The 26,525-nt window shown below is 70.6% G+C and carries 24 protein-coding genes; 6 read left to right on the top strand and 18 right to left on the bottom strand.

Annotated elements, in window-relative coordinates:
- Positions 1-38 precede the first annotated feature (38 nt).
- The 7 genes from tgt to WME95_RS09430 all read right to left on the bottom strand — a co-directional run bounded on the left by tgt (position 39) and on the right by WME95_RS09430 (position 6,731).
- The gene (gene tgt, locus WME95_RS09460) at positions 39-1,232 is read right to left on the bottom strand and encodes a tRNA guanosine(34) transglycosylase Tgt (RefSeq protein WP_437908081.1); all 1,194 of its coding nucleotides are present in this window, start codon (positions 1,230-1,232) and stop codon (positions 39-41) included.
- Positions 1,229-2,353, bottom strand: coding sequence for a tRNA preQ1(34) S-adenosylmethionine ribosyltransferase-isomerase QueA (gene queA / locus WME95_RS09455; RefSeq protein WP_437908080.1), 1,125 nt, complete (start codon positions 2,351-2,353; stop codon positions 1,229-1,231). The genes tgt and queA overlap by 4 nt, the downstream gene beginning before the upstream one ends.
- 9 nt (positions 2,354-2,362) lie before the next feature.
- Positions 2,363-2,770 (bottom strand): response regulator, encoded by a 408-nt coding sequence (locus tag WME95_RS09450; protein ID WP_437908079.1) that lies wholly within the window; start codon positions 2,768-2,770, stop codon positions 2,363-2,365.
- 396 nt (positions 2,771-3,166) lie between these two features.
- Positions 3,167-4,522, bottom strand: a complete 1,356-nt coding sequence (locus WME95_RS09445) for a sigma-54-dependent transcriptional regulator (RefSeq protein WP_437551113.1) — start codon at positions 4,520-4,522, stop codon at positions 3,167-3,169.
- Between the two features lie 210 nt (positions 4,523-4,732).
- Positions 4,733-5,203 (bottom strand): bacterioferritin, encoded by a 471-nt coding sequence (gene bfr / locus WME95_RS09440; protein ID WP_437908078.1) that lies wholly within the window; start codon positions 5,201-5,203, stop codon positions 4,733-4,735.
- A gap of 198 nt (positions 5,204-5,401) precedes the next feature.
- Positions 5,402-5,614 carry a (2Fe-2S)-binding protein gene (locus WME95_RS09435; protein WP_437328430.1) on the bottom strand — a complete coding sequence of 71 codons (213 nt, stop codon included), beginning with the start codon at positions 5,612-5,614 and terminating at the stop codon, positions 5,402-5,404.
- A gap of 352 nt (positions 5,615-5,966) precedes the next feature.
- Positions 5,967-6,731 (bottom strand): SDR family oxidoreductase, encoded by a 765-nt coding sequence (locus WME95_RS09430; RefSeq protein ID WP_437908077.1) that lies wholly within the window; start codon positions 6,729-6,731, stop codon positions 5,967-5,969.
- A gap of 251 nt (positions 6,732-6,982) precedes the next feature.
- Between WME95_RS09430 and WME95_RS09425 the strand changes: the two genes are divergently transcribed.
- Positions 6,983-7,402 (top strand): hypothetical protein, encoded by a 420-nt coding sequence (locus tag WME95_RS09425; RefSeq protein ID WP_437551110.1) that lies wholly within the window; start codon positions 6,983-6,985, stop codon positions 7,400-7,402.
- A gap of 36 nt (positions 7,403-7,438) precedes the next feature.
- Here WME95_RS09425 and WME95_RS09420 read toward each other — a convergent pair whose 3' ends face one another.
- From WME95_RS09420 to WME95_RS09410, 3 genes are all read right to left on the bottom strand, one after another.
- The gene (locus WME95_RS09420; protein ID WP_437908075.1) at positions 7,439-8,107 is read right to left on the bottom strand and encodes a sigma-70 family RNA polymerase sigma factor; all 669 of its coding nucleotides are present in this window, start codon (positions 8,105-8,107) and stop codon (positions 7,439-7,441) included.
- A 2-nt stretch (positions 8,108-8,109) separates the two neighbouring features.
- Entirely contained in the window at positions 8,110-8,352 is a 243-nt protein-coding gene (locus WME95_RS09415; protein ID WP_272101334.1) for a hypothetical protein, read from the bottom strand.
- A 65-nt stretch (positions 8,353-8,417) separates the two neighbouring features.
- Positions 8,418-8,942 carry a hypothetical protein gene (locus tag WME95_RS09410; RefSeq protein WP_437908074.1) on the bottom strand — a complete coding sequence of 175 codons (525 nt, stop codon included), beginning with the start codon at positions 8,940-8,942 and terminating at the stop codon, positions 8,418-8,420.
- 202 nt (positions 8,943-9,144) lie between these two features.
- Between WME95_RS09410 and ftsH the strand changes: the two genes are divergently transcribed.
- Positions 9,145-10,968 carry an ATP-dependent zinc metalloprotease FtsH gene (ftsH, locus tag WME95_RS09405; RefSeq protein WP_437551104.1) on the top strand — a complete coding sequence of 608 codons (1,824 nt, stop codon included), beginning with the start codon at positions 9,145-9,147 and terminating at the stop codon, positions 10,966-10,968.
- A gap of 9 nt (positions 10,969-10,977) precedes the next feature.
- On the opposite strand, the gene lepB is transcribed toward ftsH, so the two are convergent.
- Positions 10,978-11,712: a signal peptidase I gene (gene lepB / locus WME95_RS09400; protein ID WP_437908073.1), complete on the bottom strand. Its 735-nt coding sequence runs from the start codon at positions 11,710-11,712 to the stop codon at positions 10,978-10,980.
- Positions 11,713-11,861: 149 nt separating this feature from the next.
- Between lepB and WME95_RS09395 the strand changes: the two genes are divergently transcribed.
- From WME95_RS09395 to WME95_RS09385, 3 genes are all read left to right on the top strand, one after another.
- Positions 11,862-12,605, top strand: a complete 744-nt coding sequence (locus WME95_RS09395) for a shikimate dehydrogenase (protein ID WP_437908072.1) — start codon at positions 11,862-11,864, stop codon at positions 12,603-12,605.
- A gap of 187 nt (positions 12,606-12,792) precedes the next feature.
- Positions 12,793-13,836: an arginine N-succinyltransferase gene (locus WME95_RS09390; RefSeq protein ID WP_437551099.1), complete on the top strand. Its 1,044-nt coding sequence runs from the start codon at positions 12,793-12,795 to the stop codon at positions 13,834-13,836.
- A gap of 196 nt (positions 13,837-14,032) precedes the next feature.
- Positions 14,033-16,114 carry an FAD-dependent oxidoreductase gene (locus WME95_RS09385; RefSeq protein WP_437908071.1) on the top strand — a complete coding sequence of 694 codons (2,082 nt, stop codon included), beginning with the start codon at positions 14,033-14,035 and terminating at the stop codon, positions 16,112-16,114.
- Here WME95_RS09385 and WME95_RS09380 read toward each other — a convergent pair.
- The 7 genes from WME95_RS09380 to WME95_RS09350 all read right to left on the bottom strand — a co-directional run bounded on the left by WME95_RS09380 (position 16,103) and on the right by WME95_RS09350 (position 25,208).
- On the bottom strand, positions 16,103-16,837 hold the full coding sequence (locus WME95_RS09380) for an ABC transporter ATP-binding protein (RefSeq protein ID WP_272101325.1): 735 nt from the start codon (positions 16,835-16,837) through the stop codon (positions 16,103-16,105). The two genes, WME95_RS09385 and WME95_RS09380, sit on opposite strands and share 12 nt — an antisense overlap.
- 7 nt (positions 16,838-16,844) lie before the next feature.
- Complete coding sequence (locus tag WME95_RS09375) at positions 16,845-19,007, bottom strand: FtsX-like permease family protein (RefSeq protein WP_437908070.1); 2,163 nt, start codon at positions 19,005-19,007, stop codon at positions 16,845-16,847.
- Positions 19,004-20,725 (bottom strand): lysine--tRNA ligase, encoded by a 1,722-nt coding sequence (lysS, locus tag WME95_RS09370; RefSeq protein ID WP_437551093.1) that lies wholly within the window; start codon positions 20,723-20,725, stop codon positions 19,004-19,006. The genes WME95_RS09375 and lysS overlap by 4 nt, the downstream gene beginning before the upstream one ends.
- A protein-coding gene (gene prfB, locus WME95_RS09365; RefSeq protein WP_437555342.1) for a peptide chain release factor 2 occupies positions 20,722-21,865 on the bottom strand; the annotation gives its coding sequence in 2 pieces (ribosomal slippage) (positions 20,722-21,795 and positions 21,797-21,865; 1,143 coding nt in all). The genes lysS and prfB overlap by 4 nt, the downstream gene beginning before the upstream one ends.
- Before the next feature lie 261 nt (positions 21,866-22,126).
- Positions 22,127-22,501, bottom strand: a complete 375-nt coding sequence (locus tag WME95_RS09360) for a hypothetical protein (RefSeq protein WP_437908069.1) — start codon at positions 22,499-22,501, stop codon at positions 22,127-22,129.
- Between the two features lie 359 nt (positions 22,502-22,860).
- Entirely contained in the window at positions 22,861-23,388 is a 528-nt protein-coding gene (locus tag WME95_RS09355; RefSeq protein WP_437908068.1) for a hypothetical protein, read from the bottom strand.
- Positions 23,389-23,495: 107 nt separating this feature from the next.
- Positions 23,496-25,208 (bottom strand): DUF885 domain-containing protein, encoded by a 1,713-nt coding sequence (locus tag WME95_RS09350; RefSeq protein ID WP_437908067.1) that lies wholly within the window; start codon positions 25,206-25,208, stop codon positions 23,496-23,498.
- Between the two features lie 115 nt (positions 25,209-25,323).
- Between WME95_RS09350 and WME95_RS09345 the strand changes: the two genes are divergently transcribed.
- Positions 25,324-26,478 (top strand): S1C family serine protease, encoded by a 1,155-nt coding sequence (locus WME95_RS09345; protein ID WP_437908066.1) that lies wholly within the window; start codon positions 25,324-25,326, stop codon positions 26,476-26,478.
- Positions 26,479-26,525: the final 47 nt, after the last annotated feature.

Below are 26,525 nucleotides of genomic sequence, written 5' to 3'. Positions count from 1 at the left end.
CGCGAACGCATCGAAGAGGCCATGGCGACGATGTAGGGTCACTCGGTCGACTCGGTCGCGCCCACCGTCTCGTTCGCGTCGTTCGCGTCGTTCGCGTCGTTCGCGTCGTTGGCATTACCGGCGCCGCTCGCGCCGAGCCACGCACGAGCGAACGCCGCGTACCTCCCCTCGGCGATCGCCGCGCGCGCTTCTCGCATCAGGCGGCCATAGAGGTGGAGGTTGTGCTCCGTCAGCAGGCGCAGCACCAGGATCTCGCCGGCCATGAAGAGGTGCCTCAGGTACGCGCGGCAGTATCCGCCGGCGCAGGTCGGGCAAGCGCAGGTCGGATCGAGCGGCGAACGATCTTCTTTGTAGCGGGCCTGCTTGATGACGATCTTGCCGTGCTGCGTGAGCGCCTGCCCGTTCCGCGCGTTCCGGGTGGGGAGCACGCAGTCGAACATGTCGACCCCGGCGCCGATGGCGTGCACGAGGTCGATCGGCGTCCCCACGCCCATGAGGTAGCGGGGGCGCGTCGGGTCGAGGTGCGGCCCGATCTGGGCGACGACCTCGTGCATCATCGCGATCGGCTCGCCCACGGAGAAGCCGCCCAGGGCGAGCCCGTCGAACGGCAAGGCGCCGAGCTCATCGGCGTGCGCCATGCGCAGCGCGACCGAGGTGCCGCCCTGCACGATGCCGAAGAGCGCCTGGCTCGGGCGCTTCGCGGCGAGGCAGCGCTTCCCCCAGCGCGTCGTCAGGCGGCACGCCTCCTCGACCTCTGGGCGCGGCGCGCCGCCTGGCGGGCACACGTCGAGCTGCATCGCGATGTCGGCCCCGAGCAGCCCCTGCACCTCCATCGCGACCTCGGGCGTGAGCGCCTTGCGGGCGCCGTCGAGGTGCGATCGGAACACGAAGCCGTCCTCGACGAGGGTGCGCCGCTCGGCGAGCGAGAAGGCCTGGAAGCCCCCGGAGTCCGTGAGCATCGCGTGCGGCCAGCGGGTGAACGCGTGCAGGCCGCCGAGCTGCGCGACGAGCTCGGGGCCAGGGCGGAGCCACAGGTGGTAGGTGTTGCCGAGGACGATCCTCGCGCCGGTCGCGGCCACCTCGGCAGGGGTCAACGTCTTCACGCTGCCCTGGGTGCCGACCGGCATGAACGTCGGGGTCAGCACGTCGCCGTGCGGCGTGGAGAGCACGCCCGTCCGGGCATGCCCGTCCCTCGCGAGCTCGGAGAAGGAGAAGCCAGGCGTCCGGCTCATGGCGCGTCCACCCCACGGATCAACATGGCGTCACCATACGAGTAGAAGCGGTAGCCGGCGTCGATCGCCGCGCGGTACGCGAGGAGCGTGCGCTCGCGGCCGGCGAAGGCGAACACCAGCGCGAGCAGCGTCGAGCGCGGCAGGTGGAAGTTGGTCAGCAGGGCGTCGACGACGCGGAACCGATAGCCCGGCTGGATGAGGAGGCGCGTCTCCCCGGACTGCGCCCGCACGAGGCCTGCGCGGGCGGGATCGGCGGCCGACTCCAGCGCGCGAACCACGGTGGTGCCGATCGCGATCACCGGCGCGCCGCGCTCGCGCGCCCCCGCGATCGCGCCCGCGGTCGCGTCCGGGATCGAGTAGACCTCCGCGTGCATCGGGTGCAGGTCGAGATCGTCGACCGTGACCGGCTGGAAGGTGCCGAGGCCGACGTGCAGCGTGACGCTCGCGATCTCGACCCCGTTCGCGCGGAGCCGCTCGACGAGGCCGGGCGAGAGGTGGAGGCCCGCCGTCGGCGCGGCGACCGCTCCTGGGACCCGGGCGAAGATGGTCTGGTACCGCTCGCGATCGGACGCGTCGTCACCGCGACCGAGGTAGGGCGGGAGCGGTACGTGCCCGTACGCGTCGATCGCAGCGGCGACGGACAGCCCCGCGGGCGAGGAGAGCTGCACCGTGAGCACGCCGTCCTCGGCGCGCTCCAGCACCTCCGCGACCAGCGCGCCATCGCGCTCGATATCGAGCACCGATCCCGGGCGTATCGGCTTGGAGGCGCGCCCCATCGCCCGCCAGCGCTCGGACCGCGGCGCGCTCTCCTGGGGCCCACCGCCGAGGTCCTCCGCGCCGGCCGGCGCCCCGTCCAGCCGCTGCAGCAGGAAGAGCTCGATCTGCCCGCCTGTGCCGCGCTTCCTCCCGAACAGACGAGCGGGGACGACCTTCGTGTCGTTGACGATGACGAGCGCGCCGCGCTCGATGTACCGATCGAGATCGCGGATCGCCGCGTGCTCCACCTCGCCCGCCCTGCGGCCGCGATCGACCAGGAGGAGCCTCGCTCCGTCGCGCTCCTCGGGGGGCCGCGAAGCGATCAGCGCTTCAGGGAGTTCGTAGTCGAGCAGCTCGCAGCGCACGCCGCGCTACTAGCACGACGCGGGCGTGAGCACGTTCGTCTTGGCGCGGAGGAAGCGACAGATCTCGCCCACCTGGTAAGGCTTGGGGACGAAGGCCACCGCGCCGCAGTCGGCGCGCTCGACCTGGCGCGCGGAGAGGTGATACGCGCTGGAGAGCACGACCCGCACCCTCGGGAACGCATGCCGGATGTGCCGCGCGAGCTCGAGGCCGTTCAGGTCCGGCATCATCAGATCGATCATCGCCACATCGACCGGGGACGAGCCGAGGGTGAGCAGCGCATCCTGGAACGAGGCGGCGAACACGACCTCGAACCCCTCGACGCTTAGCCCTGCCGAAAGAGCGCGACGCTGGGAATTCTCACCGTCCACGATCAGCATGCGGGCCATTAAGCGTCCTCCTGCGGCGATCGCCGCCATCCAATACGCCTACCTGTCTAGCAATCACCGGGCCAAGTTCCCGAATCGACGCGTTGCAGTTGCCGACGCTAAAGTGAAACAGAAGAGCACAGTCTACATCAGGCGCCTCATTGCACTAAGGCAAATCCCGACGCTGCATCATTGCAAAGATGCAATCTCGCGTAGGCTAGCTCCCTCGATTTACGGCTGAGTCAGGTGGTTTGCTCGGATCGAGCGGCCGCATCCATACGACCCGAACGGAGGAATGCAGGCTGAGCTCGATGGGCAGCAGGTCGAGGTGCAGGGGGAGCATGGCCCGTCGAGCACGGTCCGCCTGAGGTCGCTGTGTGCCGTGGGAGCGAGCTGCTGAGCCCGGCCGGTGAGCGATGGCAAGGCGCTCGATAGACCGGCGCCGTTTCAGCCGGGGGGATACGTGATCGCCAGGCGGGTCATCTTGCGCCACAGCGTGGTCGCGCTGATCCCGAGCACCTCGGCGGCGCGCTCCCGGCTGCCGTCGCACTCCCGGAGCGCGGCCTCGATCGCCTGGCGCTCGGCGCAGTCGACGACGTCGGCGAGCAGCCTGCCGCCGGCCTCGGGCGCGCGCTTCGGCTGCACCGCGGCGGGCAGCACGTCATCGACGCTGATGAGGCCGCCGCCGGAGAGGGCCACCGCTTGCTCGACCATGTTCTCGAGCTCGCGGATGTTGCCGGGGAAGTCGTACTGCGTCAGCGCCTCGACGACGCCGTCGGCGGCGCGGGCGCGGCAGCTCATCTTGCGGTTGTACTTCTCCAGGAAGAACTCCCAGAGGATCGGGATGTCCTCGCGACGCGAGCGGAGCGGCGGGAGCACGAAGCGCGCGACGTTCAGCCGGTAGTAGAGGTCCTGGCGGAACCGCTTCTCCGACACCGCGGTCAGGAGCTCCTGGTTCGTCGCGGCGATGATGCGCACGTCGACGTTGATGGGTTTGTTCTCGCCTACCCTGCGGATCTCGTTCTCCTGGATCGCGCGGAGCAGCTTCGCCTGGAAGGTGAGCGGGGTCTCGGCGATCTCGTCGAAGAAGAACGTGCCCCCGTCGGCCTCCTCGAAGAGCCCTTTCCTCGCCGAGATCGCGCCCGTGAACGAGCCTCGCGCGTGGCCGAACAGCTCGCTCTCGAGGAGCGTCTCGCTGATGGCGGCGCAGTTCACCGGCACGAACGGGCGGTCGGCGCGCTTGCTGTTGGCGTGGATGGCCTTGGCGACGAGCTCCTTGCCGGTGCCGCTCTCGCCGGTGATGAGCACCGTCGCGTCGGTCGGCGCGACCTTGACGATCCGGCCGAGCACCTCGCGGACCGCCTGCGAGCGGCCGACGATGTTCTCGAACCGGTAGCGCTCCTTGAACTCGCTGGCGAGCAGCTGCACCTCGCCGGTGAGCTTCCGGTTCTGGATCGCGCGCTCGACCTTCACGAGGAGCTCCTGCTCCGAGAACGGCTTCTGGATGTAGTCGAACGCGCCGAGCCGCATCGCCTCCACCGCGCTCTCGATGGTGCCGTACGCGGTCATCACGATGACCTCCGTGTTCGCGTTCGACTCCTTCACCGCGCGCAGGACGCCGATCCCGTCGAAGCCGCCCATCCGGAGGTCGGTGAGCACGACGTCGTACGCCCCCTTGGCGCCCAGATCGGCGCCCTGGCTGCCGTCCGCGGCTTCATCGACCTCGTACCCGGCGCCACGCAGCATCATCGCGAGCGTGGTCCGCATGTTCCGCTGGTCATCGACGACAAGAATCTTCGACATGGATTTCCCCCGCCGCGCTCATCCTCCTCCGGGAAACGAGCGCGGCGCGACGATCACGACCGACGTGCCGCGCTGGCGCGTAAGCGCGCGAGCACGGTCGTCCGCGGCGCCTTGGACATGCGTCCAGAGCATCGTACGTCAAGCACGACCTCCGCCGCCAGAAGGTGCACGGGGGACGCTCCCTGCGCGAGGGACGGCCCTCACCCTACCCTACTCGCGGATCTGCTGGGCGAGGTAGGCGGTCTCGCCGAGCTTCTCGATCAGCCCGATTTGCGTCTCGAGCCAGTCGATGTGCTCCTCCTCGGACTCGAGGATCTTGGCCAGGAGATCCTCGCTGGTGCGATCCCCCTTGTCGCGGCAGAGGGCGATCGCCGTGTTGAGCCGCTTGACCGCGTGGTACTCGAGATCGAGGTCGCTCTTGAGCTGCTCCGGCACGCTCTGCCCGATGTGCAGGGTGTCCAGGCGCTGCAGGTTGGGGAGCCCATCGAGGAAGAGGATGCGATCGATGATCGCATCGGCGTGCTTCATCTCGTCGATCGACTCGGCGCGCCCGTGCGCAGCGAGCGTGACGAAGCCCCAGTGCGAACACATCTTCGCGTGCAGAAAATACTGGTTGATCGCAACGAGCTCTCCGGCAAGCACCTCGTTCAACGCATCAACGATGTCTTTTGCACCCTTCATCGGACCCCTCTCGCGCTCATGCCTGTCGTGCGGACCCCGCCCCTGTCAGGCGGGGGACGCTGGCTAGAGCGCCAGCGCCCCGCACAAATGCGCGAGGTCCGTGGAGGTGCGCAAGAAGTTTCTAAGGAAATAGGTGCCACCGCCGTCGCTTCCGACGGAAACCAGGGCATCGAGGCTGTTGCCGGTCAATCCGGAGGATCAAGCTGCGCTGGAGACCGGCGCCATCACCAGGCGACGCGGCGTCGAGGCGCCATCGCGCTCGCCGACAAGCTCGGCGATCGTCGACCGACAGGAACCACAGCGCGTACCGGCGCCCGTGCACTCCATGACCTGCGAAACAGAGCAGGCGCCCTCGCTCATCGCTTCACGAATCTCTCGATCACAGACGCCCATGCAGAGGCAGACGTACATGCAGACCCCCCGGCTACGTAACGGGTTGGATTGATATTGAACATAGCTTTCAATATCGGAGCGTCAAGGGGAATGTCGCCTGGGCGGATCGCCGCCTTGGCTCGTGGTCCGAGATCCCCTTGGATCGAGCCAGCAGCGCTCGATCAAACAAACGCGCCGAGCAGCGCTCGATCGAACGCGCCGAGCAGCGCTCGGTCGGTCGAGCGCCACAGGAGCGTCGAAGGAAGAGGGATCGGGCAGGGATGCAGCCGGTCAGACCGGCGGAAGACGACGCCGCGCGAGCGCGGGCTAGCGGCGAGGCGGCGAGGCGCGAACGCACGCCCACCGCGGAGCGGTCGGCCGCGTGCCGGCGTCACATCGTGAGGCCGCCGTCGACGTCGATGCAGCGACCGTTGAAGTACTCGCACTCGATCACGAAGCGCACGGCCTGCCAGATGTCCTCGGGCACGCCGATGCGGCCCACAGGGATCATGGCGACCAAGGCGTCGCGCGCCTTCTGGTGCATGCCCTGCGTCATGGGCGTCTCGATCATGCCGGGCGCAACGGCGCCGACGCGGATGCCGAACGGCGCGAACTCGAGCGCCCAGGTCTTCGTGTTCGCCGCGAGCGCGCTCTTCGCAGCGGTGTAGCTCGACTGGCCGCGGTTGCCGTGGCGCGCGATGGAGCTGATGTTGACGATGACGCCCTTCTGCTCGGTCTCGATCATCTTCGCGACGACCTCGCGGACCATGAGCGTGGCCCCCGTCAGGTTGACGTCGATGACGGCCTGCCACTGCGCCGCGCTCAGCTTGACGACGGCGCCCGTCTGGCGGTCCTTCTTGACGAGCAGGCCGTCTCGCAGGATGCCCGCGTTGTTCACGAGGCCGTTCAGGCCGCCCATCGCCTCATGCGCGAAGCGGACGAACGCCTCCACCTCGGCCTCCACCGCCACGTTGACCGCCCGCGCGTGGACCTTGCCGGCGAGCCCCTTGCTCGCCTCGACGAGCGACGCGAGCCCCTCCTCGTTCATGTCGCCGGCGGCGACCTGGCCCCCGAGCTCCGCGAGCCGCAGCGTATAGTGGCGACCCAGCCCCTGGGCAGCACCTGTGACGACGAACTTCGTGTCCTCGAGTCGCATGATCGCACTCCTCCAGGGATCGCCCCCGCTCTCCGTGTCGAACGCGCCGTCTACCACGACACCACCGCGAGGCGGCGGACGACGTGGCAGCGCGCCGCCAACGCCCGCAACCCGCGCCCGGCCTGCAGGCCCCCGCGCAATCCGTGTAACCGCGCAACCCGCGTACCCCGCGTACCCCGCGTACCCCGCGTACCCCGCGTAACAGCGCGGTCGCCGCTTGCGCCGGGTGGCATCGATGTTATTCAGCGCCCATGAGGTCGATCGCGCTCGCCGCCGTGTGCGCCGGCATCCTGACGCTCGCGCCTGCATGTGACCGCGCCCCCCCGGTGCCCGAGACCTCCGATCCGACGGGCAAGGATCTGGTGATCGGCGCCGTGGTCGCAGCCGCCGAGCAGAGCGGAGGGATCCGCATCTACAAGATCGTCGAGGTGGAAGAGCTGCCCAAGCCGTTCGGGTCCGATCTGCACATGATCGCCTACGATCCGAAGGCGCAGAGCTTCGAGGAGGCCGCGGAGCTCCGTCGCAAGGGGAAGCTGACCGTCGCGAAGGACCACATGACGGTCCGGCTCGTGTACTTCCTGCCGCGCGACCACCGGGTGATCAGCAACGAACCGGTCAGCGACGACGAGCGGGCCCCGTACCTCCGCTCGTTCCAGAGCCGGCAGCGCTGACCGGCATCCGCCGGCGGGCGGCGAGGCGCCCGCGCCTCAGCGCGCTGCGCGGAGCAGCTCGCCCAGCCGCTCGATCGCCTGGCTGTGCAGCCGGCTCGCCCAGCTCTTGCTGATCCCGAGATCCTGCGCGATCTGATCGAAGCGCTCGTCGTCGAAGTAGTGGCGCTCCACGAGGGCGCGCTCGCGCTCCGGGAGCTCGCGCACGGCGTGACGCACGGCCTGCGCGAGCTCGGCGCGAGAGGCGCGCTCCTCCGGGTCGTCCGCGGCGTCGGGGACGGCGGCGACGTCCCCGTGACCCGAGAGCAGGCCGAGCGCCATCGCGGCCGCGTGCCCGGCGAGCAGATCACCGAGCCGCGCGGCGTAGGCCTCCTGCGTGGCAGGCGCGTCGGCGTCGTCGTCCGCCCCGCGTCCCTCGGCGAAGCGCGCCGACGCAGCGAGCGCGCTGGCCCGCGCGGCCGCGGAACGCCAGCGCGTCTCCCTCCGGACGCCGTCGAAGATGGCCCACCGGAGCTTCCGCTTGGCGAAGGCCTCGAAGGTGGATCGGCTCGGATCGTGCGTCCGCACGATCTCGAGCAGCGCCGGGTGCCCCAGCGCGACGAGGTCCTCCACCGGGATGCGGCGGCCCAGACGGCGCGCGATGCGCTTCGCGACCAGCTGAAGCAGGTCGAGCCCCTCGGCGAGGAGCCGGTCTTCCGGAGTGCGCACCGCTATCCCGCCTTGGCGCGCCCCGCTGCGCCGAGCACCCCGAACGCCCGCTCGCCGCTCTCGTCGACCTCGCGCGGATGCGCGCGCCGCAGGAGGCGGCTCGCCTCCTCGTCGTGCAGCAAGACCTCCGCGAGCTGCTCGCGCATCCACGCGATCTCGTGCGCGGGCAGGCGCCCAACGTAAGGCGCCACGGCGGCGTCGACCTGAGCGGCGATCCAGGGGTCATCGAGGAGCGAAGCGTCCATGGGCGACGCCCATTATATCTCCACCGAGCGCGCCGTCATCCGCCGCCCGCCGCGTCGCCGATGCGTCATTTGGACGGCGGCGGCTCGTTGAGGCAGGCCTCGAACGCCCTGACGGTCCGCGCGTCGAACGCGCACTTGAGCGACCTCGGATCCACGCTCTTGCCGACGTTCTGCTCGCACGACTGCGCGTACTGCTCCCCCAGCGTGGCCGCGACGGCGTCGATCTTCTTCTCGGTCTCGCCCCGCTGCTCCGCCGTGAGCTTGGCGCTGAGCGCCGCGACCTGCTCCGAGCGCGTGAGCACTGTGAGCCGCTTGCCCAGATCCACGCAGTCGCCATGCATGAGCGCGTAGTCGTCGGGCACCGAGTCGTCGCGACGCGGCGGCGCCGGCGCCGCCGCGGCGGGCTCGGCGTCTGCCTCCCGCGCCTCGGCGCCCTGGGCGGCATCGCTCGTGGGCTCGGCCGGCAGCGACGGCTCCTCCGACCGCGCGGGCTCGGGCTGCTCGATCGGAGGCGGCGAGGCCCCTCCGCACCCGAGCAGCAACGTCGACAACGGACCCGTGACCATGATCAAGAAAAGAGCTCTCCCCATGCAGCGAGGGTTGATCGGCTCGCGCCGGGCGTCCATGCCGCGCCGGGCGCGCTCGGCGCTGCGCGGCGGATCGAGCGACGCCTCGGCTCGCCGCACCTGCCGCGAGGGTGCGCGGGCCGCCTTGGCAGGCTCCGTGCAGGGCGCACCGTGACGACAGGTCGGCCTCGCCGGCCATGTCGCTCGTCCGTGCGGAGGCGGGAGCATGCGGTCGCTCTGGATTGTTCTCGTCCTGGTGCTCGGCTCGGCGTTGCTGCTTCAGGTGATGGCGGCGTCCGACGGGCGGATCCCCTACGCGCGCTTCCGCTCGCTCGCGGAGAGCGGAGAGCTCGCCGAGATCGAGATCCGGGACGACATGTACATCGGACGCGCGGTGCCCGGCCTGAGCGCGCGCGCGCCGCAGAGTTATCGCACGGGGCGCATCGAGCAGACCGAGAAGGATCTGCTCGCCGATCTCGACCGGCGAGGGATCCCGTACACGCGCGTCGCGGACGAGCTGGGGCTGCCGCCGTACCTCTGGCTGCTGCTGCCGCTCGCCGGTCTGGCGGCGATGGGCCACCTCGCGTCGCGCCGCGCGACGACGGCAGGGACCATCTCGGGCGCCGCGACCGCCTTCGGCAAGCACAAGGCGCGGCTCTACGAGGAGCGGGGCGCGATCGCGACCTTCCGCGATGTCGCGGGCAACGCCGAGGCGAAGACGGAGCTCGGCGAGATCGTCGACTTCCTCAAAGCGCCCGAGCGCTACGAGAAGCTCGGCGGGCGGATGCCCAGAGGGGTGCTCCTCGTGGGGCCGCCCGGCACGGGCAAGACGTTGCTCGCTCGGGCGATCGCGGGAGAGGCGAGCGTACCCTTCTTCAGCGCAAGCGGGTCGGAGTTCGTGGAGATGTTCGTCGGCGTCGGCGCCGCGCGCGTGCGCGACCTCTTCTCCCAGGCGCGCGAGAAGGGGCCATGCCTCGTGTTCATCGACGAGCTCGATGCGGTCGGCAAGGTGCGCGGCCTCGGCGGATCCGTCGGCGGCCACGACGAGCGGGAGCAGACGCTCAACCAGCTCCTCACCGAGATGGATGGGTTCGACGCGCACACGGCCATGGTCGTGATCGCCGCGACGAACCGCGCCGAGATCCTCGATCCTGCGCTGCTCAGGCCGGGGCGGTTCGACCGCCGGGTGCACATCGATCGGCCCGACCTCGCCGAACGGAAGGAGATCCTCGCGGTGCACGCGAGGAAGGTGGCGCTCGATCCTGGCGCGGATCTCGACGCCGTGGCCGCGCAGACCGCGGGGCTCGTCGGCGCCGACCTCGCGAACATCGTCAACGAGGCCGCGCTGCTCGCGGCGCGGCGCGGCGCGGAGGCGGTGGGACAGAGCGACCTGGAGGCGGCGATCGAGCGCGGGCTCGCCGGGCTCGAGCGCCGCGGCAGGCGGCTCGGAGCGCGCGAGAAGCTCGTCGTCGCCTACCACGAGGTGGGGCATGCGCTGACCGCCTCGCTGCTGCCGACGCAGGATCCGGTGCGCAAGGTGTCCATCGTGCCGCGGGGACCGGGCGCCCTCGGGTACACGATCCAGCAGCCGCGCGAGGATCGTTACCTGTGGAGCCGGCAGGAGATCCTCGATCGGCTGGTCGTGCTGCTGGGGGGCCGCGTCGCCGAGGAGGAGGCCGTCGGAGACCTCTCGACCGGCGCGCAGGACGATCTGCTCAACGCGACCGAGCTCGCGCGTCGCATGGTCCGCGAGCTCGGGATGGGCCAAGGGCTCGGGCTCTCGGCGCTCGATCCGCGCCGGCCGCTGTCGTTCCTCGGCGAAGCGCAGGGCGCGATGCCGTCCGGCGCAGGGCCGCGGGAGTGCAGCGACGCGACCGCGCGCGCGATCGACGCGGAGGTCGCGCGGATCCTCGCGGACGCGGAGGCGCGAGCGCGCGCTTTGATCCAGGGGCACCGGCCGACGCTCGAGCGCGTCGCCGCCCGGCTCTACGAGGTCGAGACCCTGAGCGGCGATGAGCTCAGGGAGATGGTGGCAAGAGGGGAAGCCTAGAGCTGCCGCTCAGTCGACGCTCCGCAGCGCGCGGGACAGATCGAAGCCCGTGGCGTCATGGTGATAGACGACACGGAGCACGCGGCCGCGCAGGAGCTCTCTCGGCACCGCCCCCATCGCCCGGCTGTCGAGCGACTCGGCGCGGTTGTCGCCCATCACGAAGAGGTGGTCCGGCGGGACGACGACCGGACCGAACGCGTCGAAGTCGGGCTCGCCGGCCGCGTGGGTGACCTCGCCGAGGTGCTCCACCCTCGTGCCGTCCACGAGCTGCTCGAGGGCTTGCGCCGCGCCGTCGACGTACAGCACGCCTTGCCGGAGCATCACCGTCTGGCCCGGGAGCGCGATCACCCGCTTGACGAGGAGGGTGGGCCCGCCGCGCGGATCCGCGAAGAGCACCACGTCGCCGGCGCTCGGCCCGCTGCGCTCGAACAGGTAGTGATCCGTGAGCGGGACGCGGAGCCCGTAGGCGACCTTGTCGACGAGGATGCGATCGCCGGGGGTGATCGTCGGCCACATCGAGCCGGTGGGCACGTGGTACTGGTCCGCGAGGGTCGAGCGACCCAGCGTGAGGATCGCGAGCGCCGCGAGGATCTTGAGCAGGCTCCGCCCGAACGGCGCGACCGTCTGGTAGGCGCGCCGCGCGAGCGCGCGATCGGATCGAAGCATGAAAAGTCCGGCCTTGTCGGGCTGGAGGCACACCGCCGCGGCCTCCACCGCCGGCCGGGGAACGCTGGGCTCGCTCATCTCTGGCGGGGCTAGCATCCGCGCTCGAGACAAGCCAGCTTCGCTGCATGCACGGCTGCACTTCATCGACTGCACCACTCTCCCAAGCTCTGGGCCGCCTCACACTCTGCGGATCAATGTCGCGTCATCCGGTAACGACAGGGGCCGCCATGCACCTCGCCGGCTACCGCGCGCTGGGACTCGATTTTACCTATATCCCTTTTGCGGTGACCGATGTTGAAGGCGCGACGCGCGGGATGCGCGCGCTCGGGATCCGCGGCCTCGGCGTGTCGATGCCCTACAAGCAGGCGGTAATTCCATGGCTCGACGAGCTCGATCCCGTCGCCGAGCGGATCGGCGCGGTCAACACGATCGTGAACAATGACGGGCGCCTCAGGGGCTACAATACCGACTGGATCGGCGCGGTGCGGGCGCTCGAGGAGGTGACGCGGCTCGTGGGCGCGCGGGTGCTGCTCCTCGGCGCCGGCGGCGCGGCGCGCGCTGTCGCGTTCGGGCTCGCGGAGCGCGGCGCCAGCGTCACGGTGGCGAACCGCGATCTCGAGAAGGCGCGGCGGCTCGCGGCGGCGGTCGGCGGGGCGGCCGTGCCCCTCGACGCAGCGGCGCTCTCGCCCGACCACGGCGTCCTCGTGAACGCCACGTCGCTCGGCATGGCCGAGGTCGATCCGCGAAGCCCTGTCCCGGAGGAGTGGTTGCGGGAAGGTCTCCTGGTGATGGATATCGTGTACAAACCGATGATCACGGAGCTCGTGGCGGCGGCGCGTCGGCGCGGAGCGACCGCCGTTCACGGCGGGAGGATGCTCCTCCACCAGGCCGCAGAGCAGTTCCGGCTGTACACCGGGCGGGAGCCGCCGCTCGATGCCATGGACGACGCGCTGTGCGCTCAGCTCGGCTGACGCGCGGAGCCGCCGCTCGACGCCACGGACGAAGCGTCGCGCGCCGAGCTCGGCTGACGCGCGCGACGTCCTGCGGCAGGCTCGCGCTGTCCGGCCGGCCAGGGTGCGCGGCGATCGCCGCTCTGCGCCGTGCGCGCGGCCTCCGGAGCAATGGCGAAGAGCGGGCGCCACGCGTAGGCTTCCGGCGATGATCTCGTTCGAGATACGCGCAGCCGTGACCGGCGACGAGGAACAGCTCCTCTATGTCGCGCGCCACCTGAACTCGGTCAACCTGCCGAACAACCGTGACGCAATCCACGAGATCGTCGCCGAGAGCCACAAGAGCTTCAACGGGGCGATCCAGGATCCCCGCCTCCGCCAATACGTCTTCGTGCTCGTCGACCTGACGAAGGGCGACAAGGGCATGATCGTCGGGACGTCGATGATCATCGCGCAGCTCGGCCGGCGCGGCATCCCCTACATCTTCTTCGACGTGCTCGACGAGGAGAAGTACTCGGCCACGATCGACAAGCACTTCCATCATACCGTGCTGCGCATCGGCTACTCGTACAACGGCCCCACGGAGATCGGCGGGCTCGTGCTCATGCCGGAGTACCGGCAAGGGCCCGAGCGGCTCGGCACGATGATCTCCTATGTTCGCTTCCTCTACATGGCCGCGCGATCCGCGCTGTTCCAGGACGAGATCCTCGCGGAGCTGATGCCCCCGCTCGAGCCGGACGGGACAAGCCACCTCTGGGAAGCGCTCGGACGCAAGTTCACCGACATGAGCTATGCCGACGCGGATCTCCTCTCCAAGAAGAACAAGGAGTTCATCAAGGGGCTCTTCCCGGAGGGGACCATCTACGCCTCGCTGCTGCCCGAGGACGCGCAGCGCGTGATCGGGAAGGTCGGGGCGCAGACCCGAGGGGTGGAGAAGCTGCTCCGCCGCGTCGGCTTCCGCTACGCTCACAGGGTCGATCCGTTCGACGGAGGGCCGCACTTCACCGCCCGCATGGACGAAATCTCGCTCGTGAGCGATACGCGCCGGGCGAAGGCGGGCCGCCCGTTCACCCCGAGCCCGTCGGATCCGAAGGGCATCCTCGCGATCGAGCGCCCAGACGCCCCTTATTTTCGCGCGGTCGCCGCGAGCCTCCGCGATGAGGGAGAGCTCGGCATGGCGATCGCCGAGGACGCCTGGAAGCACCTGGAGCTCCAGCCTCGCTCGCCGATCTGGGTCCTGCCGATGCCGTGACAGGGCGTCTGCGCGCCGCGTCCGGCACGCGCAAGACCAGCGGATCAGCCCGCCTGTGCGACACGTCCCGCACGCGCGAGAGCAGCGGATCAGCCCGCCTGCGCGCCGCGCCCACCAGCGGATCAGCCCGCCTTGCATCGCGACGATTCTGTTGCTACAGAATTAACAGAAGTTTTCACGAGCGATTCGGAGGACCATGACCCTTGGATTGGACCTCGATTTCGGGCGCTTGCCCGCGCTGGAGCGGAGGGAACGCTGGCCCGGGACACCGAGGGAGGATGCCGGCGCGGAGAGCGCCCCCGAGGCAAAGGACGGCACGGCACCCAGGCTCTCTGGGCGGGAGATGCGTATTGCCGCCGCGCTCGCCGAGGCGGCGATGCCGCCCGGCCGCTTCCTCGACGGCGCGGGCGCCGCGACCGCCAGCCGACTCGCGGCCTGGCTCGGCTCGATCCCGCCGCACCTGGCGCAGGGGGTGCGCGCGGCGCTGTGGGCGATAGAGCTCGCTCCCCTTCCGTTCCGGCTCAGGCCGCTGTCGGCGCTGCCGCTCGAGGAGCGGATGGAGGTGCTCCGCGGCTTCGAGCAGAGCCGGGCGCGGACGCTGCGCTCGGTGCTCCGCGCCGCGCTCACGCCGCTCAGGTTCGTCCACTACGACCGGCCCGAGATGTTCAAGCACGTCGGCTGCCGTTACGAGCTGCCCACGGTGCGCGACGAGGCGCCGCGCTGGCTCGCGCAGGTGACCGACGGGCGCGAGGTCGAGGAGGACCTGGAGCTCGAGTGCGAGGTCCTCGTGATCGGCACCGGCGCCGGCGGAGCGGCCGCGGCCTACGAGCTCGCGTCGCGCGGACACGCGGTGCTCATGCTCGAGGAGGGCGACTTCCACCGCCGCTCGAGCTTCACCGGCCGGCCCGCGCGCGCCTACCGGGAGATGTACCGCGACCACGGGCTCGACATGACGCTCGGCAACGTGAATATCCCCGTGTTCGCGGGGCGCGCCGTCGGAGGGAGCACCGTGATCAACTCCGGTACTTGCTACCGGGCTCCGGAGAGCACCTTCGCGTCGTGGCGCGACGGCATGGGGCTCCCTGCGGAGTTCTCGTCCGGCGGGCTCGCTCCCTATTACGAGCGCGTCGAGCGCATGCTCCAGGTCGCCCCCGCCGACCCGCTTCACCTGGGGGCGATCGGGCCGATCGTCCGGCGCGGGGCGGAGCGGCTCGGGCTGCGGCACGGGCCGCTCCAGCGCAACGCGCCGGACTGCGATGGGCAGGGGATCTGCTGCTTCGGCTGCCCCACGGGGGCCAAGCGCTCGACCGACGTGAGCTACGTGCCCGAGGCGCTCAAGCGGGGCGCGCAGCTGATCACCGCGGCGCGGGTCAGGACGATCGACATCGTGGCGGGCCGCGCGCGGGGGGCGACTGCAGTGCTCGGCGGCGACACGAGGGCCGGAGGCAACGACGACCGCGCGGCGAGCGGCGCAAGGCGGCAGCCTCGGCTCGTGGTCAGGGCGGAGGCCGTCGTCGTGGCCGGCGGCGCGCTGATGACGCCGCTGCTCCTGCGCCGGAGCGGAGCATGCCTGTCGAGCGGCGCGCTGGGAAAGAACCTCTCGATCCACCCGGCCTCGAAGGTGATGGCGCTCTTCGATGAGCGGATCGATCAGTGGCAAGGCATCCCGCAGGGCTACCAGATCGACCACTTCGCCGATGAAGGGCTGATGTTCGAGGGAGGCTCGCTCCCGTTCGACGTCGCCGCGCTGGCCGTGCCCTGGACGGGACACCGCTACACGGAGCTGATGGAGCGGTACCCGCACCTCGCGACGTTCGGGTTCATGATCAAGGACACGAGCCGCGGCGAGGTGAAGCCGGGGATCGGCGGCACGCCGCTCGTGCTCTACACGATGAACGGGGAGGACCTCGCGAAGATGAAGCGCGGGGTCGAGCTGCTGTGCGAGGTGTTCCTGGCCGCGGGGGCGCGGCGCGTCCTGCCGCTCGTCGCCGGCTGCGACGAGGTGAACGGCCCCGCGGACCTGGAGCGGCTCAAGGCGCGGCAGATCAAGGCCGGGGACCTCGACGTGGCCGCGTTCCACCCGCTCGGGACGTGCCGTATCGGGGTGGATCCGCGGTCATCGTGCCTCGGGCCGGACCACCAGGCGCACGACGTCGCCGGGCTCTACGTGTGCGATGGAAGCGCGATCCCCTCGTCGCTCGGCGTGAACCCGCAGATGACCATCATGGCCATGTCGCTGCGCGCGGCCGAGCTCCTGAGCGAGCGGCTATCCGGCTGAGCCGTCGCGGTACCCGAGGGCCGCGGCGCGCTCGCTGCCGATGCGATCGCTCTCGATCGTCCCGTCGCGCATGGTCACCACGCGCGGCATCGACTCGGCGAAGCTGAGGTTGTGCGTGACAACCACGATCGTGGTGCCGTGCTTGCGGTTCATCTCGAAGAACAGCTGGTGGATCGAGTCGCTCGTCGCGGTGTCGAGGTTCCCGGTCGGCTCGTCGGCGAGGAGGAGCTTCGGCGACAGGACGAGCGCCCGCGCCAGGGCCACGCGCTGCTGCTCGCCGCCCGACAGCTCCCCCGGCCGGTGCGTCGCGCGCGCTGCGAGCCCGACCTCGGCGAGCAGCGAGCGCGCGAGCGGCTCCATCTCGCGGCGGGTCTTCCCCTGGATGAGGCCCGGCATCATCACGTTCTCGACCGCGTTGAACTCGGGGAGCAGGTGGTGGAACTGGAAGACGAAGCCGATCGTCCGGTTCCGGATCGCCGCGAGCCGCGAGCCCGGGAGGCCGGTGAGCTCGTCGTTGCCGAGGCGGATACGGCCGCTCGTCGGGAGGTCCAGCGTGCCGATGCAGTGGAGGAACGTGCTCTTGCCGGCGCCGGAGGGGCCCACGAACGCCACGACCTCGCCCTGGTTGATGACGATGTCGATGCCGCAGAGCACGTGGAGCTCGCGGCCCATGTGAACGAAGGTCTTGCGGAGGTCTTCGACGACGACGAGCGGAGTGGACATGGAGTGATTACTCGTAGCGGAGCCCGTCGACCGGAGAGAGCCTCGAGGCGGCGCGGGCCGGGTAGATGGTGGCGATGGTGCAGATGAGCAGCGACGCGACCGCGACCATCGCGTAGTCGGAGAGGTTCACGTTCACGGGCAACCGGTCGATGTAATAGACGTCCGGATCGAGCCGGACACCGAACCAGTACAGGCCCGTGCAGACCGCGAGCGCGGTGCCGACACCGTAGATCGTGCCGATGGCGCCGATGATCACGCCCTCGAGCATGAACACGCGCATCACCGCGTTGTCCGAGGCGCCCAGCGCCTTCAGGACGGCGATCTCCTTGCCCTTCTCGGTCACCATGAGGAGCAGCGTGCAGACGATGCAGAAGCTCGCGACCGCGATGGCGATGGACAGGATGATGAACGTCGCGATCTTCTCCAGCTTGAGCGCGCTGAAGAGGTTCTTGTTCATCTCCATCCAGTCGCGGACGCGGAGCTGCGGCGGCGGCTTTCCCCCCTCCGGCGCCTCGTCGAGCGCGGCGCTCGCGGCGACGGCCGCCTCCACGGCCGGGCGGACCTCCTGCACCCGCTCGGGATCCGGGACCCGGATGTCGATATGGGTGATCTTGTCGTCGAGGCTGAAGAACTTCTGCGCCTCTTCCATCAAGACGTACGCGTGCGTGACGTCGTACTCGTACATGCCGCTATAGAAGATCGCCGCGACGCGGAACCTGCGGGAGCGCGGCATCACGCCGGTGGGGCCGAGCTCGCCCATCGGCGACAGGAGGGTCACCTCGTCCCCGACGAGCACGTGGAGCGATTTCGCGAGCTCGCGGCCGATGATGACGCCCGGGTACACGCGCGTCTGCAGCTTCAGGTAGTCGCGCACCGACGGGTCGACGTCCGTTGGCTGGCGGAAGTCCGGCCCCTTGAAGTACGGCTCCCCGCCAGGACCTCGGCCGATGACCTCCTCGGGAGGCAGGCTCGTCAGCTTCTCGGGCTCGCGCAGGTAGTCGAAGCTGCCGACCTCGATGTTCTTGGCGAGGTCGATGACCTGCCCGATGGTGTCCGGATCGATGCCGCGGACGAGCGCGCCCGCGGTGTTCGAGGCGCTGGAGCCCATCGCCTCGCCGGCCGCGACCGGGGTCGCGGCGCCTCCGTAGGGCGCGAGCGCGACGCGCACCTGGGTGAGCTTGTCGTCCCAGTTGCCGAAGCCGCCAGGGCGGGAGGCGTCGACGACCATGTGCGCGTTGTTGCCGAGGATCTTGCGCTTCAGGTCGGCGCCGAAGCCGCCCATGATGCTCGTCACCGAGCACAGGGCGCACGAGCTGACGGCGACGCCGGCCATCGACAGGACCGAGATGACCGTGAGAAAGCCGCTCTTCGAGGCGCGCACATGGCGCGCGGCCACGTGGGGCACGAAGCTCCGGCGCTCGAGCGCGTCGAGGGCGAGCGGCAGGAGCGCCGACAGCACGAAGAACAGGAAGACGACGCTCGAGACGAGCGCGGTGAAGCGGATGATCTGATCCGTCGAATTGAACGACGCGCCCTTCCCGACGGGCATCCTGGCCGTGAGCGTCGCGGTGACGCCGAACGCAACGCCCACGAGCGCGCCCCACCACCAGCCGAGCGCGCGATAGAGCCCCCTGCGGACGGGGCGGCTCCCGGCGACCAGATAGCCCGCGCCCGCGCCGAACAGGATGCCTCCAAGGATCCACCTGAAGGTCGGCTGGATGGGCAGGACCGCGACCCAGAGGACGACGATCGCGAGCGCGGCGATCAGGGACATCGCGCCGAGCACGCGGAGCCCCACGCGGGCCTTGGACCCCCACCTGCCGGAGAGCCACCGGGCGTTGTCCGCAGCCATCCTGGCCCGGAACAGCCGAAGGGCACCCCCCACGATCAGCGTGGCGACGAGCTGGGCGATCAGCTGGGTATTGCCCGCGAAGAAGGCGCCGATGGGCGCGAGGCTCTTCGCGCGCCCGCTGGACGCGATGAGCGTGAGCGCGAGCAGGCTGGCGCCCGTGAGAGCGACCACGACCCCGACGCGCACGACGCCGGGACGCCGCGGCTCCAGCTCGCCCTTCTTGTCGAAGCGGGTGTAGCCCCGCCAGGCGAGCAGGACGATGCCAAGAGCAACGGCGGCGAGGAGCGCCGCCTGCAACGACCTGGAGAGCTCGATCACGCGTCGGTCTCGGGACGGAGGAGCGGGAACAGGATGACGTCGCGGATGGAGGTCGCGCCGGTGAGGAGCATCGTCAGGCGATCGACCCCCATGCCGAAGCCCGCCGTCGGCGGGAGGCCGTGCTCCAGGGCGCGGACGTAGTCGGCGTCGTAATCCATCGCCTCCTCCTCGCCCCGGGACTTCTTCTCGACCTGCGCGCGGAAGCGCGCGTCCTGGTCCTCGGGGTCGTTGAGCTCGCTGAAGGCGTTGCAGAGCTCGCGGCCGTCGATGAAGAGCTCGAAGCGGTCGACCAGCGAAGGATCGCTGTCCTTCTTGCGCGCGAGCGGGGAGACCTCGAAGGGATAGTCGATGATGAAGACAGGGACGCTCTTGTCGCCCGCCTCCGTGCGGTAGTCCCTCGTGAGGAACGGCTCGACAACGTACTCGTAGGCGCAGAAGACGAGCTCACCCGGGGACTCGCACTTCTTCGCGCCCGCGCGGAAGTTCGTCCAGTCGATCTCGCGCCCGCTCGCCTTCGCCGCCTTCGCCCACTCCTTGATCGGGGCGTCGTCCGCGGCGACGCGCTGCGGGACGTCGGCCGGCAAGCCCGACTTCGCCAGGGCGCGGGCGATCCCCTCGGCCATGGGGACGCGCTCGAAGCGCTCGAGCGAGTACGTGCGCTGCGCGGCCCAGGCCGCGTGCTCGGCCGGGAGCCGCTCGGCGAGGCGGGCGTCGACGTGGCGGAGCATCGCCTCGGTCGCGTCCATCAGCGTCTCGTACGTCGCGTACGCCTGGTAGTACTCGAGCATCGTGAACTCGGGGTTGTGCCGCGTCGACAGCCCCTCGTTCCGGTAGCAGCGCGCGATCTCGTAGACGCGCTCGAAGCCGCCGACCACGAGCCGCTTCAGGAAGAGCTCCGGCGCGATGCGCATGAAGAGCTCGAGGTCGAGCGCGTTGTGGTGGGTCTTGAACGGCTTCGCGGCAGCGCCGCCGACGAGCGTGTGCATCGTCGGGGTCTCGACCTCGAGGAAGCCGCGCGCGTCGAGGAACTCGCGCAGCGCGGCGACGATCGCGGTGCGGGCGCGGAAGACCCCCGCGACGTGCGGGTTGGCCACGAGATCGACGTACCGCATGCGGTAGCGCGACTCGACGTCCTTGAAGCTCGTCTTGGTCGGCAGCGGGCGGTAGGCCTTCGTGAGCAGCCGGAGGCGCCCTGCGCGGATCGAGAGCTCGCCCTTCTGCGTCGCCATCGCGACGCCGTGGGCCTCGACGAAGTCGCCGAGATCGATGTCCTCCAGCCGCTCGAAATCGGCGAGGATCCCCTGCTCGCAGTAGAGCTGGAGCTCGCCGGTTCGGTCGCGCAGCCGGACGAAGGTGACGCCGCCGAACGAGCGCACGAAGAGGACCCGGCCCGCGACGCGGAGCGGGACCGGCTCGACGCGCGCCGGATCGTAGCGATCCGCCGCGGAGGAGGCGGATCGCTCGGGCGCCGCGCCCTCGGGCCTCGGCTCGGCCGCGGCCCGCGCCCCGTCGAAGCGGGCGCGGACGGCCGCGAGCTCGACGAGCGGCTCGCCCTCCGTGACGTCGTTGGCGAACGGGTTGTCGCCGCGGGCGCGGAGGCGGGCCGCCTTCGCCTTGCGGGTGGCGATCAGCGTCTCCTCGGCGCGCGCGGCCTCGGCGGCCTCCTTCACGAGCCGCTCGGTCTTCTTGTCGTTCGGTCTGTCTTTTTGCTGGCTCACGGAGCGTCGTCCTCCGCGACGGAGCCGCCCTTCCTGAGCGAACCGCCGGCCGCGGCGAGCAAATAGGCCTCGATGAAGCCCTCGAGATCGCCGTCGAGGACGGCGTCCACGTCGGTGGCCTCGGTGGAGGTGCGCACGTCCTTGACGAGCCGGTAGGGCGCGAGGACGTAGTTCCTGATCTGGCTGCCGAAGTTGATGGCGCTCTTCGCGGCGTTGTAGGCCTGGACCTCCGCATCCCGCTTCTGGAGCTCCATCTCGTACAGCTTCGCCTTGAGGACCTTCATCGCCATCGCGCGGTTCTGGTGCTGGCTGCGCTCGGCGCGGCACACGATGTTCAGGCCGGTCGGGAGGTGCCGCAGGCGAACGGCGGTCTCGACCTTGTTCACGTTCTGCCCGCCCTTGCCGCCGGCGCGCATCGTCGTGATCTCGATGTCCTTCTCGTTCACCTGGATGTTGATCTCGTCGTCGCTGTCCGGGGTGACCTCGACGGCGGCGAACGCGGTCTGGCGCGTGTGATCGGCGTTGAACGGGCTCATCCGGACGAGGCGGTGGACCCCGGCCTCGGAGCGCAGATAGCCGTAGGCGGCGTCGCCGCTCACCGTGAGGGTGACGGCGTCGATGCCGGCCTCGTCGCCGTCCTGGTAGTCGATGATCTCCGTCTTGTACCCACGGCGCTCGCAGAAGCGCAGGTACATGCGGAGGAGCATGGACGCCCAGTCCTTCGCGTCGGTGCCGCCGGCGCCCGGGTGGATGCTGACGATGGCGTTGCCGCGGTCGGCGGGGCCGGACAGCATGCGATCGAGCTCGACCTTGCGCAGGCGCCCGGCGATGGCGCCGGCCTGCGCGTCGGCGTCGGCGATGACGCCCTCGTCGCCCTCGGCAGCGCCGAGCTCGAGGTACTCCGCGAGATCCTCGATCTCGCGGCCGAGCCGCTGCGCCACCTCGAGCTTCGACTCGACCTGGGCGCGCTTGCGGAGGACGGCTTGGGCCTTTTCCTGATCGTTCCAGAACCCCGGCGACAGCGTCGTCTGGGTCAGATCCTGGAGCATCCGTTCGAGCTTGGGGACGTCAAAGATGCCCCCTTAGCGCCTCAAAGCGCCGTTTGATGTCGAGGACTTTCTCGCGGGTCTCGGAGAGCATGGCCGGGGATCTATTCGATCTGGGCGGCGATCGCCAGGAGAGACGCAGGCGAGACCGCCGCGCGCGGGCGGACCGAGGCGGCTCCACGTCGGGTCCACGTCGGGCGCGCCGACGACGCGCTCGTCAACGCGGCGCGCAGGCGGGAGAGCGTGCGGCGGATGACCCGGCGCCGCGGATTCCTTCCGTGGGCCCCCGTCACGACAGCGGGGCGCCCCGAGGCCGCGCGAGCTCCGAGCTTCCCGTCCAGCGGGACAAGGCGCCTCAACCAGGAGTCGGCGCAGGGGCGGATTCCCGGACGGCGCGGCGGATCCTGGACCACAACCGCTGAGCGCTCCGCGCTTGCCTTGGGTTCCGCAGGGCATCCCTGATGGCCCTGATGGAGACCGCGGGAGGCGGCGCCTCGCTGCTCAGCGCGGCGTCGAGGTAGCGGCCCAGGAACTCCGTCAAGGCGACGGCGGTGACCGCATTGGAGAAGAGACCGGCGACCGGGACGAGGCCGAGCGTGAAGTTGGCGAAGAGCCTTACGCCCGCTCCACCCCAGATGATCTTGCTCACCTGCAGCCACGGAGCCCTGCGGAGCGACACGCCCCGGCGCCGGGTCAGCGACACGGAGAAGGAGTAATGAATGGGAACCACGATCAACTCATCTGCCCCGGGAATGGGCTGAGTGACGAAGCTGATCACTGCAGCGATGGCAGAATACTTGTTGGTCATCCGGCGGATCGTCGGTTCCATGGGTCGTATATACGGCCTGGAGCCTGCCGCCGGGAGGCCGAGACAAGCATGTTGACGAGGGCATGGCCCGCGCAGCCGAGGGCGGATCACGCTCGGCCTGGACGAAGCATGGGAGTCTCCGCGCTCGTCGGTGTCCCGGGGGGCCTGGAGATCTTTGCAGGACAGAGAGAGGGAGGTCTCCAAAGCACGCTGGAGCGCCCCGCGGATTGGACCCCGGCATGGGAAAGACCATTTCCCGCGTCCCTCGCGAGGCGCCGGCGCTACGGATCGAGCCCTTCCCTGCACGCGACCCGGAGCTCACCGAGCGCGGCGACGAGCGCGCCGCGCTCGCCCTGCCACGCCGGCGACGGGTCCTCGGCGTCACGCCGGCGGATGTGCTCGCGGGCCTCGTCCCAGAGCGGACGCGGCGGCACGAGCGGCGGCACCCGCGCGCGCACGTCGTCCGCCAGGCGCAGCACGCGCTCGACGCGGGACAGCGCCTCGCCGAGCGGCACCTCGCCCGCCTTGCAGCGCCGGAGCAGGCCGCACTCGTAGCTGCTGCACACGGAGAAGCGCATCTCGTAGACGGTGCACTTCCGGTCGAGGTGGCAGGGGCACGGCAGGCTGAAGGCGTCGTGGTACCGATTGCAAGCGAGGGGCAGGCGCAGCTTCTCGGCCCGCGGGATCTCGTGCTCCTCGAGCGGCGCGACGTCGAAGAGCAGCCCCGTGCAGCAGAGGCCGCACGCGGTGCAGAGGTCCGAGCCGTCCGGCCGCGCCTCGGGGACTTCATTCGCTGGGGGAGCGCTCACCCGCGTCGATTGGCACGCGCGTGGCCGCGCGTCGAGGCGCGAAGCGGGCGGGCGGCACGCGCGTGTCTGACGAGCGCGTGTCTGACGAGCGCGTGTCTGACGCGCGATCAGTGCGCGGCGTCGTCGAGCACGATCTCGCGCAGATGGTCGAGCCCGACGGACCCGGAGCCGATCACCCTGGCGTGAAACGCCTTCAGATCGAAGGCCTCGCCGTGGCGGCGCCGCAGCGTGTCGCGCAGCTCCAGGACGACGCGCTCGCCGACCTTGTAGGAGATCGCCTGCCCCGGCCAGCCCAGATAGCGCGTCGCCTCGCTGTGCGCGTGATCCAGCGGGAGGAAGGCCCGGCGCTGGAGGTACTCGACGGCGATCTCGTAGCGCCAAGGCTCGCCGGCGTGGAGCGGCGCGTCCCGGGGGATCGGCAGCTCCAGGTGCATGCCGATGTCGAGGACGACGCGGTAGGCGCGCGTCAGCTTGCCCGCGAGCATCCCGAGCACGTAATCGGGGCGCTCGAAATAACCGAGCTCGTACATGAGCTGCTCGGCGTAGAGGGCCCACCCCTCGGCGTGGCCGGAGTTCGTCACCAGGAAGCGGTGGAGCCGGCTCAGCCGGTCATCGAGGTGCACCTGGAGCGCGCACTGCAGGTGATGGCCAGGAAAGCCCTCGTGGTACGCCGTGGTGATCTCCTCGTAGAGCGGGAACGCCTGCTTCGTGCCGGGCGCATACCAGACGGTGCCGGGCCGCTTGAAGCCGTCGCTCGGGGGCACGTAGTAGGCGCCGAGCGCGCCGCCCGGCGGAGCGAGCTTCACCTCGATGTGACGGATGGGCGCCGGGATGTCGAAATGGACGCCGTCGAGATCGGCGAGCGCCTTTCGCTGGCGCTCGGACATGATGCGGAGGAACTCGTCGGCGCCCTGCGCGCACCGGGCGGGGTCGGTCATGAGCAGATCGATCACCTCGGACAGCGACGCGCCGGGGAGGATCTCGCCGGCGAGGCGCGCCATCTGGGCCTCGATGGCGTGCACCTCGGACCACCCCCAGGCGTAGGTCTCGATCGGGTCGATGCTCGCGCCGAGGAAGCGGCGCGCGAGGCGCAGGTAGCGCTCCTCTCCCACGGCGTCCGCGGCGCGCGCGCTCGGCAGGTACGTCTGCTCCAGGTAGCCGGCGAGCGCGCCGAACGCGGCGCGCGCCCGCTCGACGCCGTCGACGACGCGCGCGCGGACGGCGCCCGCGCCGCGACCCGACGCCTCGTGAGCGGCCGGCAGCGTGAGGAAGAACGACGCGTCGCCCGCCTGGTAGCGCGCCTGCTCGATCACGGCGAACACCTGGCGACGCGCGACGAGCTGGCCCGTCCGGCGCCCCTCCTCGAGCGAAGCGCGGTAGCTGTCGCACGCGCGCGGCAGCCCCTCCAGGCGCGACGCGATGGCCTCCCAGCCGGCGGCGCTGTGGACATCCATGAGGTCGAAGACCATCCGGAGGTGCTGGAACGCCGACTCGATGTTGTTGAGATCGCGCAGGTGCTCGCCGTGACGGAAATCGTCGAGCCGCTCCTCCAGGTGATCCGCCATGACACGGCGTGCGAGGCGACCCCACCGCGCCTCCGCCCCGGGGCGCGGCGGCGGCAGCGAGCGGAGCCGCTCCTGGAAGGACGCGACCGTGGAGGCCCAGGACGCGGCGCCGCTCGGGCTCCAGTCGTTCCAGGCGCCTTCGTCGCAGGGGATGCCCGCGAGGGTGGCATGGGCGGGACAGCGGGCAGCGAAGGCTTCGACGAACTCGTCGCTGAGGGCGAAGATAGGATCGCGCGCGTCGTGGTCTTGGCTCACCGCGACAGCATATGCGGGCACGACAGGATTTTCTCCGGGCGCGCGAGACGATCCGTCGGGTCTTCGTTACGCTTGCTGGAGGGAGGTCGCTCACGCGGCGGCCTCGGGGAGCGACATGAACCACCGCAGCCTGCCAGGCGAGCTCCATGACGACGACCGGCCCTCCTGCGCCGCTCCTCTATCGCGCCCCCGACCCCCGCAGCGGCGCGACTTGCCGCGCGTCTCGGCGCTCGTCGCCGCGGCGGCGATCGCGGCGCTCGGCTGCACCGCGAGCTCGGCGAGCCAGCCGGCGACCTCCGCGTCACGGCCCGCGGCGATGACGCCAGCGCAGATCGCGGCGCGCGCCATGCCGGCGGTCGTCACGATCCGCGGCGACGGCTCGCTCGGGGCGGGCTTCCTCGTCCGCGAGGACGGCTGGATCGCGACGAATTTCCACGTCGTCGCCGGGATGCCGGACCTCAAGGTCGTCCTCTCGGATCAGAGCGAGCACCCGGTGCTCGAGGTGCTCGCGTTCGACGAGGCTCGAGATCTGGCGATCGTCCGGATCCACGCGCCTCGGAGGCTCCCGCTGCTCTCCCTCGGCAACAGCGGCGCGGTCCGCCCGGGCGATCCGGTCGTCGCGATCGGCCATCCGCTCGGCCTCGCGGACACCGTGTCGAACGGCCTCGTGAGCGCGGTCCGCGTCGTGGATCCGGAGCTGACGCTGCTGCAGATCTCCGCGCCGATCGCGCCAGGCTCCTCGGGCGGCCCGCTGTTCAACGATCACGGCGAGGTGATCGGCGTCGCCGCGGCGGTCTCGACGCAGGGGCAGAACCTCAACTTCGGCGTGCCCGCCGACTACCTCAAGCGGCTGCTCGTGCGCCCCGATCCCGTCCCGCTCTCGACGTTCGCGGCCGAGACGGCCGACGAAGAGCAAGGGCTGCCGGCGGTCAAGCGCTCGGTGCCTCACCACGCGCTCGCGATCCTCCGCGGCTGCACCGAGGGTGACCTGCTCGTCTTGGCGCGCACGATGGACGGCGCGATCCAGGTCGGCTCGCCCCTCTACAACCAGGGGGATTTCGCGTCCTGCTATCATGTCTACGCGGGCGCCTCGCTCGACATGGAGCGCCGGCTCGGCCCCGCGTGCAGGGGCCCGAAGAACGCGCTCGTCGAGGGGCGGCGCAAGGCGGCTGGCCTCGACGACGAGGCCGCCCAGGCCTGGGCGATGCGCGACGCGTTCGACGGGCTGCTCGAGGTGATCCTGCGCAAGGTCCACGGCGAAGCGCAGTGAGCGCCTCGCCGCGGTAGCGAAGGGGGCCGGGCGCGGCGCGCCGCGGC

Origin of the sequence: Sorangium sp. So ce327, assembly GCF_051530205.1 — a bacterium.
Lineage (GTDB): Bacteria > Myxococcota_A > Polyangia > Polyangiales > Polyangiaceae > Sorangium > Sorangium cellulosum_B.
The sequence above is the reverse complement of the archived record's forward strand: the minus strand, read 5'-3'. Positions and strand labels throughout refer to the sequence as shown.